12 protein-coding genes are annotated in these 14,549 nt (G+C 36.0%); all 12 read left to right on the top strand.

Annotated elements, in window-relative coordinates; genetic code table 11:
* The first annotated feature begins 47 nt into the window (after nucleotides 1-47).
* Nucleotides 48-953 (top strand): 16S rRNA (cytosine(1402)-N(4))-methyltransferase RsmH, encoded by a 906-nt coding sequence (gene rsmH, locus Q0L29_RS16885; RefSeq protein ID WP_296623561.1) that lies wholly within the window; start codon nucleotides 48-50, stop codon nucleotides 951-953.
* Nucleotides 950-1,333: an FtsL-like putative cell division protein gene (locus Q0L29_RS16880; protein ID WP_296623559.1), complete on the top strand. Its 384-nt coding sequence runs from the start codon at nucleotides 950-952 to the stop codon at nucleotides 1,331-1,333. The genes rsmH and Q0L29_RS16880 overlap by 4 nt, the downstream gene beginning before the upstream one ends.
* The gene (locus tag Q0L29_RS16875) at nucleotides 1,323-3,419 is read left to right on the top strand and encodes a penicillin-binding protein (RefSeq protein WP_296623557.1); all 2,097 of its coding nucleotides are present in this window, start codon (nucleotides 1,323-1,325) and stop codon (nucleotides 3,417-3,419) included. The genes Q0L29_RS16880 and Q0L29_RS16875 overlap by 11 nt, the downstream gene beginning before the upstream one ends.
* Entirely contained in the window at nucleotides 3,419-4,885 is a 1,467-nt protein-coding gene (locus Q0L29_RS16870) for a UDP-N-acetylmuramoyl-L-alanyl-D-glutamate--2,6-diaminopimelate ligase (RefSeq protein ID WP_296623554.1), read from the top strand. Before Q0L29_RS16875 ends, Q0L29_RS16870 begins: the two co-directional genes overlap by 1 nt.
* Before the next feature lie 12 nt (nucleotides 4,886-4,897).
* Complete coding sequence (gene mraY / locus Q0L29_RS16865; protein ID WP_296623551.1) at nucleotides 4,898-6,115, top strand: phospho-N-acetylmuramoyl-pentapeptide-transferase; 1,218 nt, start codon at nucleotides 4,898-4,900, stop codon at nucleotides 6,113-6,115.
* A 102-nt stretch (nucleotides 6,116-6,217) separates the two neighbouring features.
* Nucleotides 6,218-7,591 (top strand): UDP-N-acetylmuramoyl-L-alanine--D-glutamate ligase, encoded by a 1,374-nt coding sequence (murD, locus tag Q0L29_RS16860; protein WP_296623550.1) that lies wholly within the window; start codon nucleotides 6,218-6,220, stop codon nucleotides 7,589-7,591.
* The gene (locus tag Q0L29_RS16855) at nucleotides 7,585-8,766 is read left to right on the top strand and encodes an FtsW/RodA/SpoVE family cell cycle protein (RefSeq protein ID WP_296623548.1); all 1,182 of its coding nucleotides are present in this window, start codon (nucleotides 7,585-7,587) and stop codon (nucleotides 8,764-8,766) included. Before murD ends, Q0L29_RS16855 begins: the two co-directional genes overlap by 7 nt.
* Nucleotides 8,767-9,873 (top strand): undecaprenyldiphospho-muramoylpentapeptide beta-N-acetylglucosaminyltransferase, encoded by a 1,107-nt coding sequence (murG, locus tag Q0L29_RS16850; protein ID WP_296623546.1) that lies wholly within the window; start codon nucleotides 8,767-8,769, stop codon nucleotides 9,871-9,873.
* Nucleotides 9,870-11,267, top strand: a complete 1,398-nt coding sequence (murC, locus tag Q0L29_RS16845) for a UDP-N-acetylmuramate--L-alanine ligase (protein WP_296623544.1) — start codon at nucleotides 9,870-9,872, stop codon at nucleotides 11,265-11,267. The genes murG and murC overlap by 4 nt, the downstream gene beginning before the upstream one ends.
* Nucleotides 11,257-12,021: a cell division protein FtsQ gene (locus Q0L29_RS16840; protein WP_296623543.1), complete on the top strand. Its 765-nt coding sequence runs from the start codon at nucleotides 11,257-11,259 to the stop codon at nucleotides 12,019-12,021. Before murC ends, Q0L29_RS16840 begins: the two co-directional genes overlap by 11 nt.
* Before the next feature lie 24 nt (nucleotides 12,022-12,045).
* Nucleotides 12,046-13,362 carry a cell division protein FtsA gene (gene ftsA / locus Q0L29_RS16835; RefSeq protein ID WP_296623541.1) on the top strand — a complete coding sequence of 439 codons (1,317 nt, stop codon included), beginning with the start codon at nucleotides 12,046-12,048 and terminating at the stop codon, nucleotides 13,360-13,362.
* Between the two features lie 128 nt (nucleotides 13,363-13,490).
* Nucleotides 13,491-14,549, top strand: a 1,059-nt coding sequence (gene ftsZ / locus Q0L29_RS16830; protein ID WP_296623539.1) for a cell division protein FtsZ, incomplete at its 3' end; no start/stop codon positions are given.

Here is a 14,549-nt window from a genome sequence, read left to right as displayed (position 1 = left end):
GAATTTTCTGATTTGGCTGAGAAACACCTTTTTGAATCTTAATCCCTATGAGCGAATATCACGAACCGGTAATGTTACAGCAATGTCTGGATGGATTGGCTATTAAGCCCAATGGAATCTATGTAGACTTGACTTTCGGAGGTGGTGGTCATTCTAAAGCCATTTTAGAAAAATTAACAGATGGCAAATTATTAGGCTTTGACCAAGATCAGGATGCTGAAGCTAATGCTGAAGCTATTGATCATCCAGGTTTTGAGTTTGTTCAAGCGAACTTTCGGTTCGTTAAAAAATATTTGAAATTATATCGCATCAAGCAAGTTGATGGGGTTTTAGCTGATTTAGGAGTTTCCTCTCATCAGTTCAACAAAGCTGAAAGAGGTTTTTCTACTCGTTTCGATGCAGAACTGGACATGAGAATGGATCAGCATGCTCCCGTAACGGCCAAACAAGTGGTTAATGAATTTAGCGAAGCTGATTTGCATAAGATTTTCGGGCTTTATGGTGAAGTTCGAAATGCTAAGACTTTAGCTTCTGCAATTGTTTCGGCAAGAGCTGCTAGTCCTATAAATACGATTGGAGAGCTAAAAGAAATATTAGGAAGATACGCTAAACGCGGAAGAGAAAATAAATATTACGCACAGGTTTTTCAAGCACTAAGAATTGAGGTGAATGAAGAACTTAAAGCTTTGGAAGAAGCTTTACTTCAGATGGAAGAAGTGATAAAGCCAGGTGGTAGATTAGTAGTAATGAGCTACCATAGCCTGGAAGATAGATTGGTGAAAAACTACATCAATAAAGGGAAATTGGATGGTGAGGAAGAAAAGGATTTCTACGGAAATGTTTTAAAACCATTTAAAGCCATCAATAGAAAGCCTATTACTGCAGAAGATGAGGAGTTGGAGATAAATAATAGAGCTAGAAGTGCAAAATTAAGAATAGCTGAAAAGTTATGAGCGAGAATACTTTTAAACAAAAGGACAAAAACAAAGCAAAGGATTCAGCTTCGGGAAGTATTTTCTCAAGGCTGGATAAAACTTTGGGAGGAAATAATGCCGAAGGTGGATTGCCAGTGCATTATCTGCCGTATGTTTTATTCATAGTCGCGATTTGTATTTTCTACATTGGCAATAGCCATTATGCGGATAAAACCACTCGGAAAATCGATAAGCTTCATCAAGAAGTGGAGGATTTAAGAGCAGATTATACCACTTTAAAATCAGAATATATGTTTGCTTCCAAACAATCGGAAGTAGCAAAAAAGGTAAAGAAATTAGGATTAGAGGAATCAGAAAAACCACCATTTAAAATTATAGTAGAAAAAGGTGAATATTAAAAAGTCCATATTGCTCAGAGTACGATTAGCATTTTTGGCTATTGTCATTTTTGCTGGAGCTATTATGTATCAGATTTTTCACATCCAATGGATGGAAGGTGATAAGTGGCAAAAAATGGCAGAAGAAATTAATATGAGCTATCAGGAAGTGAAAGCTACCCGTGGGAATATTTATTCCGATAACGGTAGCTTGTTAGCTACTTCTTTGCCTTTTTATAAAGTAGCTTTTGATCCAACCATCGCAGATCAGCAATTATTTAGAGATAAGATTGATTCTTTGAGTTTGATGCTTTCCAAGAGTTTTGGGCAAACTTCTACTTATTATAAGCAAAAAATTACTACAGCCAGACAAAAAGGTAGGCAATATATTTTCCTTTCTAATGAATTGATTGGTTATCAGAAGAAAAAGGAAATGGAGACTTGGCCTATATTTAGAGAAGGGAGATTAGCAGGTGGTGTTATTTTCACAAAAACTGATAAAAGGTTCAGACCTTTTTCAAATTTAGCATTTAGAACCATCGGCTTTTTGAATGAAAACGATTACGGTGCAGGACTTGAATACAGCTTTAATAAATACTTAGCAGGAACAAACGGTAAAGCATTATTTCAAAAAATTTCTGGTAGCAGCTGGAGACCTGTTAACGATGGTTCTGAAATCAGACCAAAAGACGGTTTTGATATTCAAACCACTATAGATATCAACTTGCAGGATGTTTTAGAATCTGCATTACTGAGTCATTTGATCAGGCATGATGCTGATATGGGTTGTGTAGTAGTGATGGAAGTGAAAACAGGTGAAATAAAAGCCATTTCAAATCTAAAAAAGCTTTCAAATGGAAAATATGGTGAAGTTTATAATTATGCAGTGGGTAGTCATGGCTTAAGAGAACCTGGTTCTACTTTTAAATTAGCCTCATACATGGCGCTTTTGGAAGAAAGAGATATTAAACTTTCAGATTCTGTTGATACAGGTGATGGGGAATATAAGTTTTATAAAGATAAGGTAAGAGATCACAAGCCAGGTGGTTACGGAACAATTTCTATTCGTGATGCTTTTGAGAAATCTTCAAATATTGCTATAGCCAAATTAATTGATGAGACCTTTCGTGAAAATCCTCAGCGCTTTTTGGATTATTTAAAAACGATGGGTGTCACTCAACCTTTAGGTTTTCAAATGATTGGAGAGGGAAAACCTAATATTCCGCCTATTAAACAGTGGAGTGGGATTACTTTGCCATGGATGGCTTATGGGTATGGCTTGGAATTGACTCCTTTACATACCCTAACGTTATTTAATGCAGTTGCCAATGATGGCAAAATGATTCGTCCTTTATTGGTTAAATCAATTAAGAAGGCAGATAAAGAGATTAATACTTTTAAAACTAATGTAATTAGCAATCAAATTTGCTCTAAAGAAACTTTAGACAAACTAAAAATCATGTTGGAGGGAGTGGTGCAAAATGGAACTGCCTCTAACATTAGTAATGCAGAATACAAAATTGCAGGAAAAACGGGAACAGCTCAAAGCTTGAAAGATGGAAGGTATGTTCGAAAATATTACACATCATTTGCAGGTTATTTTCCTGCGGATAACCCTAAATATTCGGCTATAGTGGTGATGGATAATCCTAAAGGTTATCAACAATATGGTTCGGATGTGGCAGCTCCAGTTTTTAAAGAAATTGCAGACAAAATTTTTGCATTGGACTTGAATATGCATGAAGAGTATGAATTAGCAGAGAAACCTGAGAAAGGGATTTTTCCTGTAGTTCAAGCGGGTAATAAAAATGACTTATCCTCTATGTTGAATTATTTAGGGGTTTCCAATCATGCTGATGTACAAGAATTGGAATGGGTTAGAGCATCTATTCATAATAATTCCATTAAATGGGAACCCAATAATCAGCATCAGCAAGGTTTAGTGCCTGATGTGAGAGGTATGACATTACGAGATGCACTGTATTTATTAGAGAATACAGGTTTAAATGTAGTTGTAAAAGGTGAAAAGGGTAGAGTGAATTCACAATCACAATATCCAGGATCAAGAGCATTAAAAGGAAGTACAATAAAACTAGAAATAGGTTAGTGGCGAACTTAAAAGACATATTATACAAAGTAAAATTAATCAGCATTTCTGGTGCTACTGATATCGCTATTGATGCCATTCAGTTCGATTCTAGAATAGTTGGGGCTGGAGATGTCTTTGTTGCCATTAAAGGAACTCAGGTTGATGGTCACGAATTTATTTCCAAAGCTGTTACTCAAGGTGCGGTTGCTGTGGTGTGTGAAGATATTCCAATGGATATCCATTCTGAAGTAACTTATGTCCAGACTGATAATTCAGCCAAGGCTTTGGGTATCATGGCTGATAATTATTTCGGTCACCCTTCTGAGAAATTGAAATTGATTGCAGTTACTGGTACAAATGGCAAAACCACCACGGTGAGTTTGTTGCATCAGTTATTTATGAATTTGGGTTATCATACCGGTATGATTTCAACGGTTCAAAATCAGATAAATAATACGGTTATTCCTACTACACATACTACACCAGATGCGCTTAAATTAAATTTCCTTTTAAAGAAAATGGTGGATTCGGGCTGTAATATTGTGTTCATGGAAGCCAGTAGCCATGCTATCGAACAGGAGAGAATGGCCGGTTTAAAATTAGCTGGAGCTGTTTTTACAAATATTACGCATGAGCATTTAGATTACCACAAAACATTTGATAATTACATAAAAGCCAAAAAAAAATTATTTGATGATTTGCCATCCGATGCTTTTGCTTTGGTAAACGTTGATGATAAAAGAGGAATGGTGATGCTGCAGAATTGCAAAGCCTCAAAATATACTTATTCCTTAAAAATGATGGCGATATATAAAGCCAAAGTTTTAAGTAATTCATTACAAGGACTTGAGCTCAATATTGAGCAAAAGGATGTTTGGTTTAGACAAATAGGCTATTTCAATGCTTATAATCTTTTGGCTTCTTATGCCACTGCACATTTGCTGGAAGAGGAAAGCGAAGAAATTTTAATGAACTTATCTCAAATCGAATTAAAGAATGGAAGATTTGAGCAAGTACCGAATAATGCGGGAATTACGGCTGTGGTAGATTATGCACATACTCCTGATGCTTTGGAGAATGTGTTACAAACTATTGATAATATTAGAACTGGAAATGAACAAGTGCTGACCGTAGTGGGCTGTGGAGGAAACAGAGATACGACTAAAAGACCATTGATGGCAGAAATAGCCTGCAGGTTTAGCGATAGAGTAATATTGACTTCAGACAATCCAAGATTTGAAGAACCAGAGGCAATTATTGCAGATATGCAAAAAGGTGTTCCTGTTTCTCAAGTTAGAAAGGTAACGAATTTACCAGACCGGAAAGAAGCTATAAAATTAGCATGCAGTTTTGCTCAAAAGGGAGATATCATATTGGTGGCTGGAAAAGGTCACGAAACTTATCAAGAAATAAAGGGCGAAAGAAGCCATTTCGATGATAAGGAAATAGTAAGTGAAATGTTGAATTTGATCCATAATAAATAAAAAAAGGGAAAGGTGTTATATTATTTATTCGACTTCTTAAATAAAAAAATGGACTTGCTTGGGGCAGGGGTATTTCAGTATATCTCATTCAGAGCAGGTATGGCTACACTTTTTTCTTTGTTGATCACTATCACCTTTGGTAAGTCGTTGATCAATAAATTAAGAAAGAAGCAAGTTGGTGAATCCGTTCGTGATTTAGGGCTTGATGGTCAGATTGAAAAAGCTGGGACCCCAACTATGGGCGGAATAATGATTATTTTGGCAATCGTAATTCCAGTTTTACTTTTTTCAAAAATCGATAATATATATATCATTTTACTTTTAGTTTCCACCGTTTGGATGGGATTAATTGGCTTTTTAGATGACTACATCAAAGTATTTAAAAAGAATAAAGACGGATTAAAAGGAAAATTTAAAGTATTTGGACAAGTCGGTTTAGGGTTGATTGTTGGCTTAACATTATTTTACCACCCTGATGTTACGGTTCGTGAATTCGTTTCTCCTGTAAGTGTATCTGAAGGTGTTGAAATGGTATCTGAATCTTCATTTGAAGACGTAAAATCGATGGTCACTACCATTCCATTTTTTAAGAATAATGAGTTTGACTATAGCAATATTTTACCTTTTCTTCCTGATGGCTCTACTGTAGTCATTTATGTATTAATTGTAATCTTTATTGTAACTGCAGTAAGTAACGGAGCGAATATTACCGATGGAATAGATGGATTGGCAGCGGGAACATCAGCTATTATTGGTTTGGCTTTAGCAATTTTTGCCTACGTATCTGGTAATGCCATTTTCTCTCAGTACCTCAATATAATGTTCATCCCGAATAGTGGGGAAATTGTGATTTTCTGTGCTGCTTTCGTGGGAGCGTGTGTCGGCTTTTTATGGTACAATACTCATCCGGCTCAAGTTTTTATGGGAGATACTGGAAGCTTGTCAATAGGTGGAATAATAGCTGTTTTAGCATTAGTCATTAGAAAAGAATTATTAATACCTGTTTTATGCGGGATTTTCTTGATTGAAAATATTTCTGTCATTCTACAGGTGGGATATTTTAAATACACAAAGAAAAAATACGGTGAAGGCAAAAGGATATTTTTAATGTCTCCATTGCATCATCATTATCAAAAGAAAGGAATTCATGAATCTAAAATTGTAAACCGCTTCTGGATCGTGGGCATTTTGTTGGCCATTATTTCGGTAGCAACATTAAAATTGAGATAAAGCCCCTTAATCCCCAAAGGGGAAATTGGGATAGCATTAAAAGAGAAAATTAAAATAGAAGGTTGATGTCTTATAACTTAAAACCTAATACTTAAAAAAATAATGAAAGAACGAATCATCATATTGGGAGCAGGAGAAAGCGGAACTGGAGCTGCTTTGCTAGCAAAAGCAAAGGGATATGATGTTTTTGTGTCTGATTTTGGAAGTATTAGTGAAGCAAATAAAGACAAATTAAATCAAGCGGATATTTCTTTTGAGGAAGATAAGCATACTGAAAAATTAATATTAAATGCTAATAAAATAATCAAAAGCCCTGGTATTGCTCCTAAAGTAGAGATTGTACAAAAGGCTGTAGCCAAAAATATCCCTGTAATTGATGAACTGGAATTTGCTTATGGGTTTACAAAAGGAAAAATCATTGCTATAACCGGAACAAATGGTAAATCAACCACAACCATGCTAACTTATCATTTGCTTAAAGAAGCAGGTTTATCGGTTGGTTTGGGGGGGAATATTGGTAAAAGTATGGCGGGGCAATTGGTCAATCGGGATTTCGATTGGTGGGTTTTGGAGTGCAGTAGTTTCCAGATTGACGGCTTAGTAGATTTCAAACCACATATCGGTATTTTGTTGAATATTACTCCGGATCATTTAGATCGATATGATTATAAAGTTGAAAAATATGTAGCTTCTAAATTTTCCTTATTCAAAAATCAGGCTAAAGGAGACTACGCTCTATTATATACAGAAGATGAATTGATTAAAACTAATCTTTCAAGACATCAATTTTCTTCAAAATTATTTGAGTTGAAATTTGAAGATGTGCCTTACGAGGGAGCTTATGCAAATCCCTCTGGTATTATCATCAATTTGAATGAAAGAAAGAATACTTTTTCTCAAGACTTACTGACTATAAAAGGAAAACATAACCAGACTAATGCCATGGCTTCTATTTTAACTGCTAAACTTGCTAAAATTAAGAATGAAAAAATTGCGGACAGCCTTCCGAAATTTAAAAGTATTCCACACAGATTAGAGTCAGTAGGAAATATTCATGGGATTGAATTTGTAAATGATTCTAAAGCCACCAATGTAGATGCTGTTTATTATGCTTTGGACGCTTTTACACGTCCTATCATATGGATAATTGGAGGGGTAGATAAAGGAAATGACTATAGCCAGTTAGATGCAGTTAGCTCAAACGTAAAGGCTATTATTTGCTTAGGAAAAGATAATGAAAAAATTAAGGAGTATTTTAAAAACAGATGCCCGATAATCGAAGAAACACAATCCATGCAGGAAGCTGTGAAAATGGGATATAAATTATCTAAAGACAGGGAAGTTGTATTGCTTTCTCCTGCCTGTGCAAGCTTCGATTTATTTAAAAATTATGAAGATCGAGGGAATCAATTTCGCTTGGCATTCCAATTATTGGAAAGAGAAATAGAATTGAAAAAATTATCGCAGTCATGCTAAGTATTCAAAACATAAAAGCTTGGACTGACAAGCACCTAAAAGGAGATCCCGTGATTTGGACGGTGGTTTTTGCTTTAGGTATGCTCAGTATTTTGGTGGTTTATAGTGCCACCGGTACCATTGCCTATTTTAAATATGGTGGTAATACGGAATACTATTTATTGCGTCACAGCTTTTTAGTGTTTTTAAGTTTCTTTGCAATGTGGGTAGCCCACAAAGTGGATTATCGCTATTATTCAAAAATTTCACGCTTGGCTTTATGGCTTTCAGTACCGCTATTGATTTTTGCATGGCAATTTGGGGTAAACCTCAATAGTGCCTCAAGATGGATCACCATTCCATTAATTAATCAATCATTCCAACCATCAGATTTGGCAAAATTAGCCTTGATCATTAATCTGGCGGGGATGTTATCTAAAAGACAGCAAAATATTCATGACTTTAAAAAGGCATTAATTCCCATGCTTTTATGGTGTGGTGTAATTTGTGGATTAATAGCTATGACCAATTTGTCCACAGCTATATTACTCTTTTTAACCTGTATGTTGCTGTTATTTATCGGTAGAATACCAGTTAAATACCTGGCTATGTTAGCTTTTGTAGGTGTCTTTGCGGTAAGTATTGCAATGGTAGTAGGCCAAAGAGGGCAAACAGCCATCAGTAGGGTTGAAAACTTCCTTAATAAGGATAATATTCCTTTTCAGGCACAGCAATCTTATATCGCAGTAGCAACCGGAGGGATAACTGGAAAAGGACCGGGAAATAGTAGTCAGCGGAATTTTTTACCTGAAGCTTTTTCGGATTTTATTTTTGCCATAGTAGTAGAGGAATACGGAATGATAGGTGCAGGTATTGTGATTTTATTATACCTCACATTGCTCTATAGAGGAATGAAAGCAGCAGCTGCAAGTGGGAGGGCTTATGGAGGATTACTCTCCGCAGGACTGAGTTTTGCAATAGTCGTCCAGGCCATGGTGAACATGGCAGTGGCAGTTGGCTTAGGGCCAATTACAGGTTTACCATTGCCACTTCTAAGTATGGGGGGAACCTCGCTTTTATTTACCGGCTTGGCAATGGGTATTATTTTAAGTGTGAGTCGTGGAGAAATTGAAGAAACTCCTGATGCATTGAGCAAAAAGCAATTTTCTAATTTACCTAAAAAAGAAGCAGCCTAAATGGATATGCAAAAATCATATCGATTCATTCTAAGTGGAGGTGGCACAGGCGGTCATGTTTTTCCGGCTTTGGCTATTGCTGATGAAATCAAAAAGCAATTACCAAATGCTGAGATACTTTTTGTGGGAGCAGAAGGTAAAATGGAAATGCAAAAAGTACCGGAAGCGGGCTATAAGATTTTTGGATTACCGATAGCTGGTATTCAAAGAAGTTTAACATTGAAAAATTTGAGCTTTCCTTTTAAGCTGATGAATAGTTTAAAGCAAGCTAAAAAGATAGTAAAGAATTTTAAACCGGATGCTGTTATTGGTGTAGGTGGATATGCAAGTGGACCAACTTTAAGAGCGGCTTCCAATTTAGGAATTCCATGTTTGTTGCAGGAACAGAATTCATACGCAGGCTTAACCAATAAATGGCTGAAGAAAAAGGTGAAGCAGATTTGCGTGGCTTATGAAGGTATGGATAAATACTTTCCAGCTTCAAAATTAAATATTACGGGTAATCCGATAAGAAAGAATTTATTGAATTTACCTGATAGATCAACGGCAATTAAAAGCTTTGACTTAGATGAGAATAAAAAAACTATTTTGGTTCTGGGTGGAAGCTTAGGAGCAAGAACTATAAATGAAAGTATCGCGCAAAATTTAGATTTGTTAGCAAAACAGGATTATCAGATGCTTTGGCAAACTGGTAAACTTTATCATAATGAAATGCTGACTCGATCTGAAAATGCTGATTTAAAGCAATTGAAAGTTTTAGAGTTCATTAGGAATATGGATGAAGCATATGCTGCTGCTGATATTATTATTACCAGAGCGGGTGCATTATCTGTGTCTGAATTGGAAATAGTGGGTAAGCCGGTAATATTTGTACCATCGCCCAATGTAGCGGAAGATCATCAAACAAAAAATGCTCAAGCATTAGTCAAAAAAAATGCTGCATTAATGGTGACAGATGCCAATGCAGTTAAGGGTTTATTGCCGGAAGCTTTTGAATTATTACAAGATACTGATAAGCAAAAGGAGCTTTCTGAAAACATAAAAAAAATGGCTAAACCTAAAGCCACAGAGAATATAGTCTCGATTATTTTTAAAATGATTGAATGAAGATAAAAAATATACATAGCGCATATTTCATTGGAATCGGAGGCATTGGTATGAGTGCTTTGGCTCGCTGGTTCCACCATAATGGGGTGCAAGTTTATGGCTATGATAAAACATCAACCAAATTAACCACCCAGTTAGGAAATGAAGGCATTTCAATTCATTTCGAGGATGAAATTGATAAAATGCCTGATTTCGTATTTGAAAATAGTAAGGGAGTATTAGTTGTATATACGCCTGCGATTCCAAAAGACCATAAAGGATTTAATTATCTTAAAGAAAAGGGAATTAGTCTTTATAAAAGGTCAGAGGTTTTAGGAAAACTTACAGAGGGAATGTTTACCGTGGCGGTTGCTGGCACTCATGGAAAAACTACTACTAGCTCTATGATTGCACATCTTCTGAAAAGTGGTAAGAAAGATATTGCTGGATTTTTAGGTGGAATCACCACTAATTATGACACCAATATGGTCATGAATCAAGGTGATTATAAAAAAGCCATTATAGTAGTCGAAGCAGATGAATTTGATCGTTCATTTTTGACTCTCAAACCTAATATTGCAGTGGTTACCTCTACAGATGCGGATCATTTAGATATTTATGGCAAATTGGAGGAGTTGAAAAAGTCATTTTCCTTGTTTCTGGAAAATGTTAATCCTAAAGGTCAGATTTATATAAAAGATGGGTTGTGGGAAGAAATTGCTTCTAAGAAAATAAAAGCGGAGCCATTATCTTATGGATTGAACGCAGGGGAAATCAGAGCATTAAATGTTCAGGTGAAAGATGCAAAATTTGTTTTTGATGTAACCTTGAATGATAAAGTTATAAAAGGCTTCCAATTGTCAGTACCAGGTTTCCATAATGTGGAAAATGCCGTAGTTTCAATTGCGGTGGCTCATCAATTAGGATTAAACGATAAAGAAATTTTAGAAGGTATAAAAACCTATAGTGGTGTAAAACGCAGATTCGAATATATAATTCAAAGAGATAATTTTGTATTTATAGATGACTATGCGCATCATCCAAGCGAGATTCAGGCGATGCTGACATCTGTAAGGGCACTGTATCCCGGAAAGAAGGTAAGTGTTTTATTTCAACCTCATTTATATTCACGTACAAGGGATTTTGCTGTAGAGTTTTCTCAAAGCTTAAGCTTGGCAGATGAGGTCATGTTATTAGACATTTATCCTGCAAGAGAATTACGAATTGAAGGAGTAAGCAGTGATATTTTACTGGAATCAATTCAAGTGGATGAAAAATATAAAGTTGATAAAGAGACTATTATAGAATATTTAAGTAACAGAGAATTGGAAATTTTCATAACAATGGGAGCTGGAAATATAGATCAGTTAGTGGAACCATTAAAAAATATGTTTAACAAGCAGCATGCAGCTTAAAAAGAGTTTAAATATCGTCCTGAAGATTGTTTTACCCATAGTGATATTTATGGTAAGCATCGGCTTTGTGAGTAAAAAGCAAGAAGAAGTGCTTTGCAAAAAGATTATCATCAATATTAAAAATCAGCAAGGTAATTTCTTTATTAATGAGGCCGATATTAATAGTTTATTGACAAATAATGGCAATGAAATGGTGATGAATTTGCCTTATGAAAATTTCAAATTAAAAGATTTGGAAGAACGAGTGAATGCTCATAAGTTTATTCAAACAGCAGAGGTATATAGAGACTTAGCGGGAAACATGATGGTAGATGCTGTGCAAGCGCGACCAATTGCCAGAATATTTAATCCAAACGGAGCTGATCATTATATTAGCGACAAAGGTAGAATATTACCGGTTTCGGATAGATTTACTGCCCGGGTAATGGTTTTATCCGGTGAGTTTTTTAATCCATATATAGAAGAAGATATGCTGGCAGATGATGCTGGTAAAGATTTATTTCATTTTATAAAATTTATAGAACAAGATAAATTTTGGAGTGCGCAGTTTGCGCAATTGGAAGTAGATGATAGAGGAATAATTAATATTTACCCTCAGGTTACCAAACAGTTGATTGAATTTGGGACGGTATATAATTATTCTGATAAATTATCGAAACTTAAAATTTTTTACGATAAGATACTGCCCGACCGCGGGTGGAATCGTTACGATCGTGTAAATTTACAATTTAAAGAACAAATCATTTGTGAATAGAATAACCTTAGGCGATACATGGACATGCAAAATGATAAAATAGTAGTCGGATTAGACATAGGAACCACCAAAATATGCGTGATAGTGGGCCATAAAAATGATTATGGTAAACTGGATGTTTTGGGTATGGGCAAAGCCGTATCTGATGGCGTAGTAAAAGGCAAGGTCATCAATATTGAAAAAACCATTTTGGCTATCAAAAAGGCAGTAGAAGAAGCTGAAGATATTTCCGGTATCGATATAAAAGTGGTGAATGTTGGCATAGCTGGCCACCATATCAGAAGCTCTATTCAGAGAGGTAGTATTACTCGTGAAGATAGAGAAGAAGAAATTACAGTAGAGGATGTAAATCGTTTGACCAATGATATGCACCGCATGGTAATTCCTGCGGGTAATCAGATCATACATGTCATGCCACAAGTTTATACTGTGGATTATGATGATGGTATCAAAGATCCTGTGGGCATGACGGGCATCAGATTAGAGGCTGATTTTCATGTGATTACTGCTGATATTAATTCCATAAATAATATTCAAAAATGCGTGAAAAGAGCAGGTTTGGATATTGAAAATATGATATTGGAGCCATTAGCATCCAGCTTAGCGGTATTGTCAGATGATGAGAAAGAGGCTGGTGTTTGCCTGGTGGATATTGGTGGTGGTACAACAGATATTGCCATATTCCATGAGAATATCATCCGTCATACTGGTGTTATTCCTTTCGGAGGAAATATCATCACCTCTGATATAAAAGAGGGTTGTATGGTGATGCAGCAACAAGCTGAATTATTGAAAACAAAATTTGGAAGAGCAATTTCCACTGAAGCCAGTGAAAATGAGATTGTATCTATTCCTGGTTTAAGAAATAGAGCTCCAAAAGAGATTTCCATTAAAAATCTGGCACATATAGTAGAAGCCAGAATGGAGGAAATTATTGATTTGGTGCATGCTGAAATATTAGCATCCGGTTATGAAGGTCGTTTGGCTGGTGGAATTGTAATCACTGGTGGTGGTTCGCAAATGCACAGTGCCAGACAACTAGTAGAATATTTAACTGGAATGGATGCCAGAATTGGTTATCCAAACGAACATTTAGGAAGAACAAAAATAGAGGCTGTAAAAAGCCCGATGTATGCCACATCTGTAGGATTAGTATTGGCAGGTTATCGTTCGATTGATGAACGAGAGAACAGATACCTTGAGGCAAAGTTGAATAATCAGAATATGTTTATCAACCACAAGCAGAAAGGTGCAAAGAGAGAAGGAGACTTCTTTTCAAAAATTCTTAATAAAACTAAGAGTTTTTTGATAGATGATTTTGACGAAAAAGATGATTATTAAATAGAGCCTATTGGGCAAATACACGAGTATCTTTGGCGGGTATCTGATACTTAGTACCAAATAGGTTGCTTTGTGTAATAAAAATTTAATATCAATATGATACCGAAAGAATATAAAACACGGATATTATGACAGAAGGAGCTTATAAATTCGAAATTCCAAAACACCACAAATCTATCATTAAAGTGATAGGTGTTGGTGGGGGTGGCAGTAATGCTGTTAATCACATGTTTAACCAAGGCATCAGGGATGTTGAGTTTGTGGTCTGTAATACAGATTCTCAAGCGTTAAAAACAAGTCCTGTGCCTAACAAGTTGCAAATTGGAACCAACCTAACAAGTGGTTTGGGTGCCGGTGCTAATCCTGAAAAAGGGAAAGATGCCGCACTTGAAAGCAAAGAGGAAATCCGTGAGTTGTTAGGAAATGATACTAAAATGGTTTTCGTTACGGCTGGAATGGGTGGAGGTACCGGTACAGGTGCAGCGCCTGTAATAGCCCGCATTGCTAAAGAAATGGATATCCTGACTGTTGGGATTGTCACTTCCCCTTTTAGTTTTGAGGGAAAGAAAAAAGTGCGTCAGGCAGAGGAAGGTATTCGTCAGTTGAAAGAGAATTGTGATACTGTTTTGATTATTCTCAATGATAAATTAAGAGAAATACACGGTAATCTAACAATTGGGAATGCATTTGCAAAAGCGGATAATGTATTAACCACAGGAGCCAAAGGTATAGCGGAAATCATTACAGTTCCTGGTCAGGTAAACGTGGATTTTGAAGATGTTAAAACAGTAATGAAAAATGCCGGTGCTGCTGTTATGGGATCTGCTAGAACCGAGGGAGATGGCAGAGCATTGAGAGCTGCAGAAGAAGCATTATCTTCTCCTTTACTGAACAATACCGATATTTTAGGAGCTCAAAAGATCTTATTATCCATAATTTCAGGTGATAAGGCTGAATTGCAAATGGATGAGTTAACTGAAATCACAGATTATATTCAGGAAAGAGCTGGTGATGAAGCTGAGGTAATCTTTGGACACGGAACGGACCAATCTTTAGGAGAAGGATTATCTGTTACTGTTATTGCTACTGGTTTTGACCAAGGGGGCTATAAGGAAAATGCCATTCCTCATAAAGAAGCTAGAAAGGTTTATGATTTAGACTCAAATAAGCAAATTACGCTTTTTGGT

It is taken from the genome of Marivirga sp. (assembly GCF_024636815.1).
Classification (GTDB): domain Bacteria; phylum Bacteroidota; class Bacteroidia; order Cytophagales; family Cyclobacteriaceae; genus Marivirga.
This window is presented reverse-complemented; position numbering and strand designations above follow the sequence as displayed.

What these genes read in the sequence shown, in the direction of transcription:
- rsmH (WP_296623561.1), top strand. Translation starts at nt 48, where the DNA reads ATGAGCGAATATCACGAACCGGTAATGTTACAGCAATGTCTGGATGGA.
- Q0L29_RS16880 (WP_296623559.1), top strand. Translation starts at nt 950, where the DNA reads ATGAGCGAGAATACTTTTAAACAAAAGGACAAAAACAAAGCAAAGGAT.
- murD (WP_296623550.1), top strand. Translation starts at nt 6,218, where the DNA reads ATGAAAGAACGAATCATCATATTGGGAGCAGGAGAAAGCGGAACTGGA.
- Q0L29_RS16855 (WP_296623548.1), top strand. Translation starts at nt 7,585, where the DNA reads ATGCTAAGTATTCAAAACATAAAAGCTTGGACTGACAAGCACCTAAAA.
- murG (WP_296623546.1), top strand. Translation starts at nt 8,767, where the DNA reads ATGGATATGCAAAAATCATATCGATTCATTCTAAGTGGAGGTGGCACA.
- murC (WP_296623544.1), top strand. Translation starts at nt 9,870, where the DNA reads ATGAAGATAAAAAATATACATAGCGCATATTTCATTGGAATCGGAGGC.
- Q0L29_RS16840 (WP_296623543.1), top strand. Translation starts at nt 11,257, where the DNA reads ATGCAGCTTAAAAAGAGTTTAAATATCGTCCTGAAGATTGTTTTACCC.
- ftsA (WP_296623541.1), top strand. Translation starts at nt 12,046, where the DNA reads ATGCAAAATGATAAAATAGTAGTCGGATTAGACATAGGAACCACCAAA.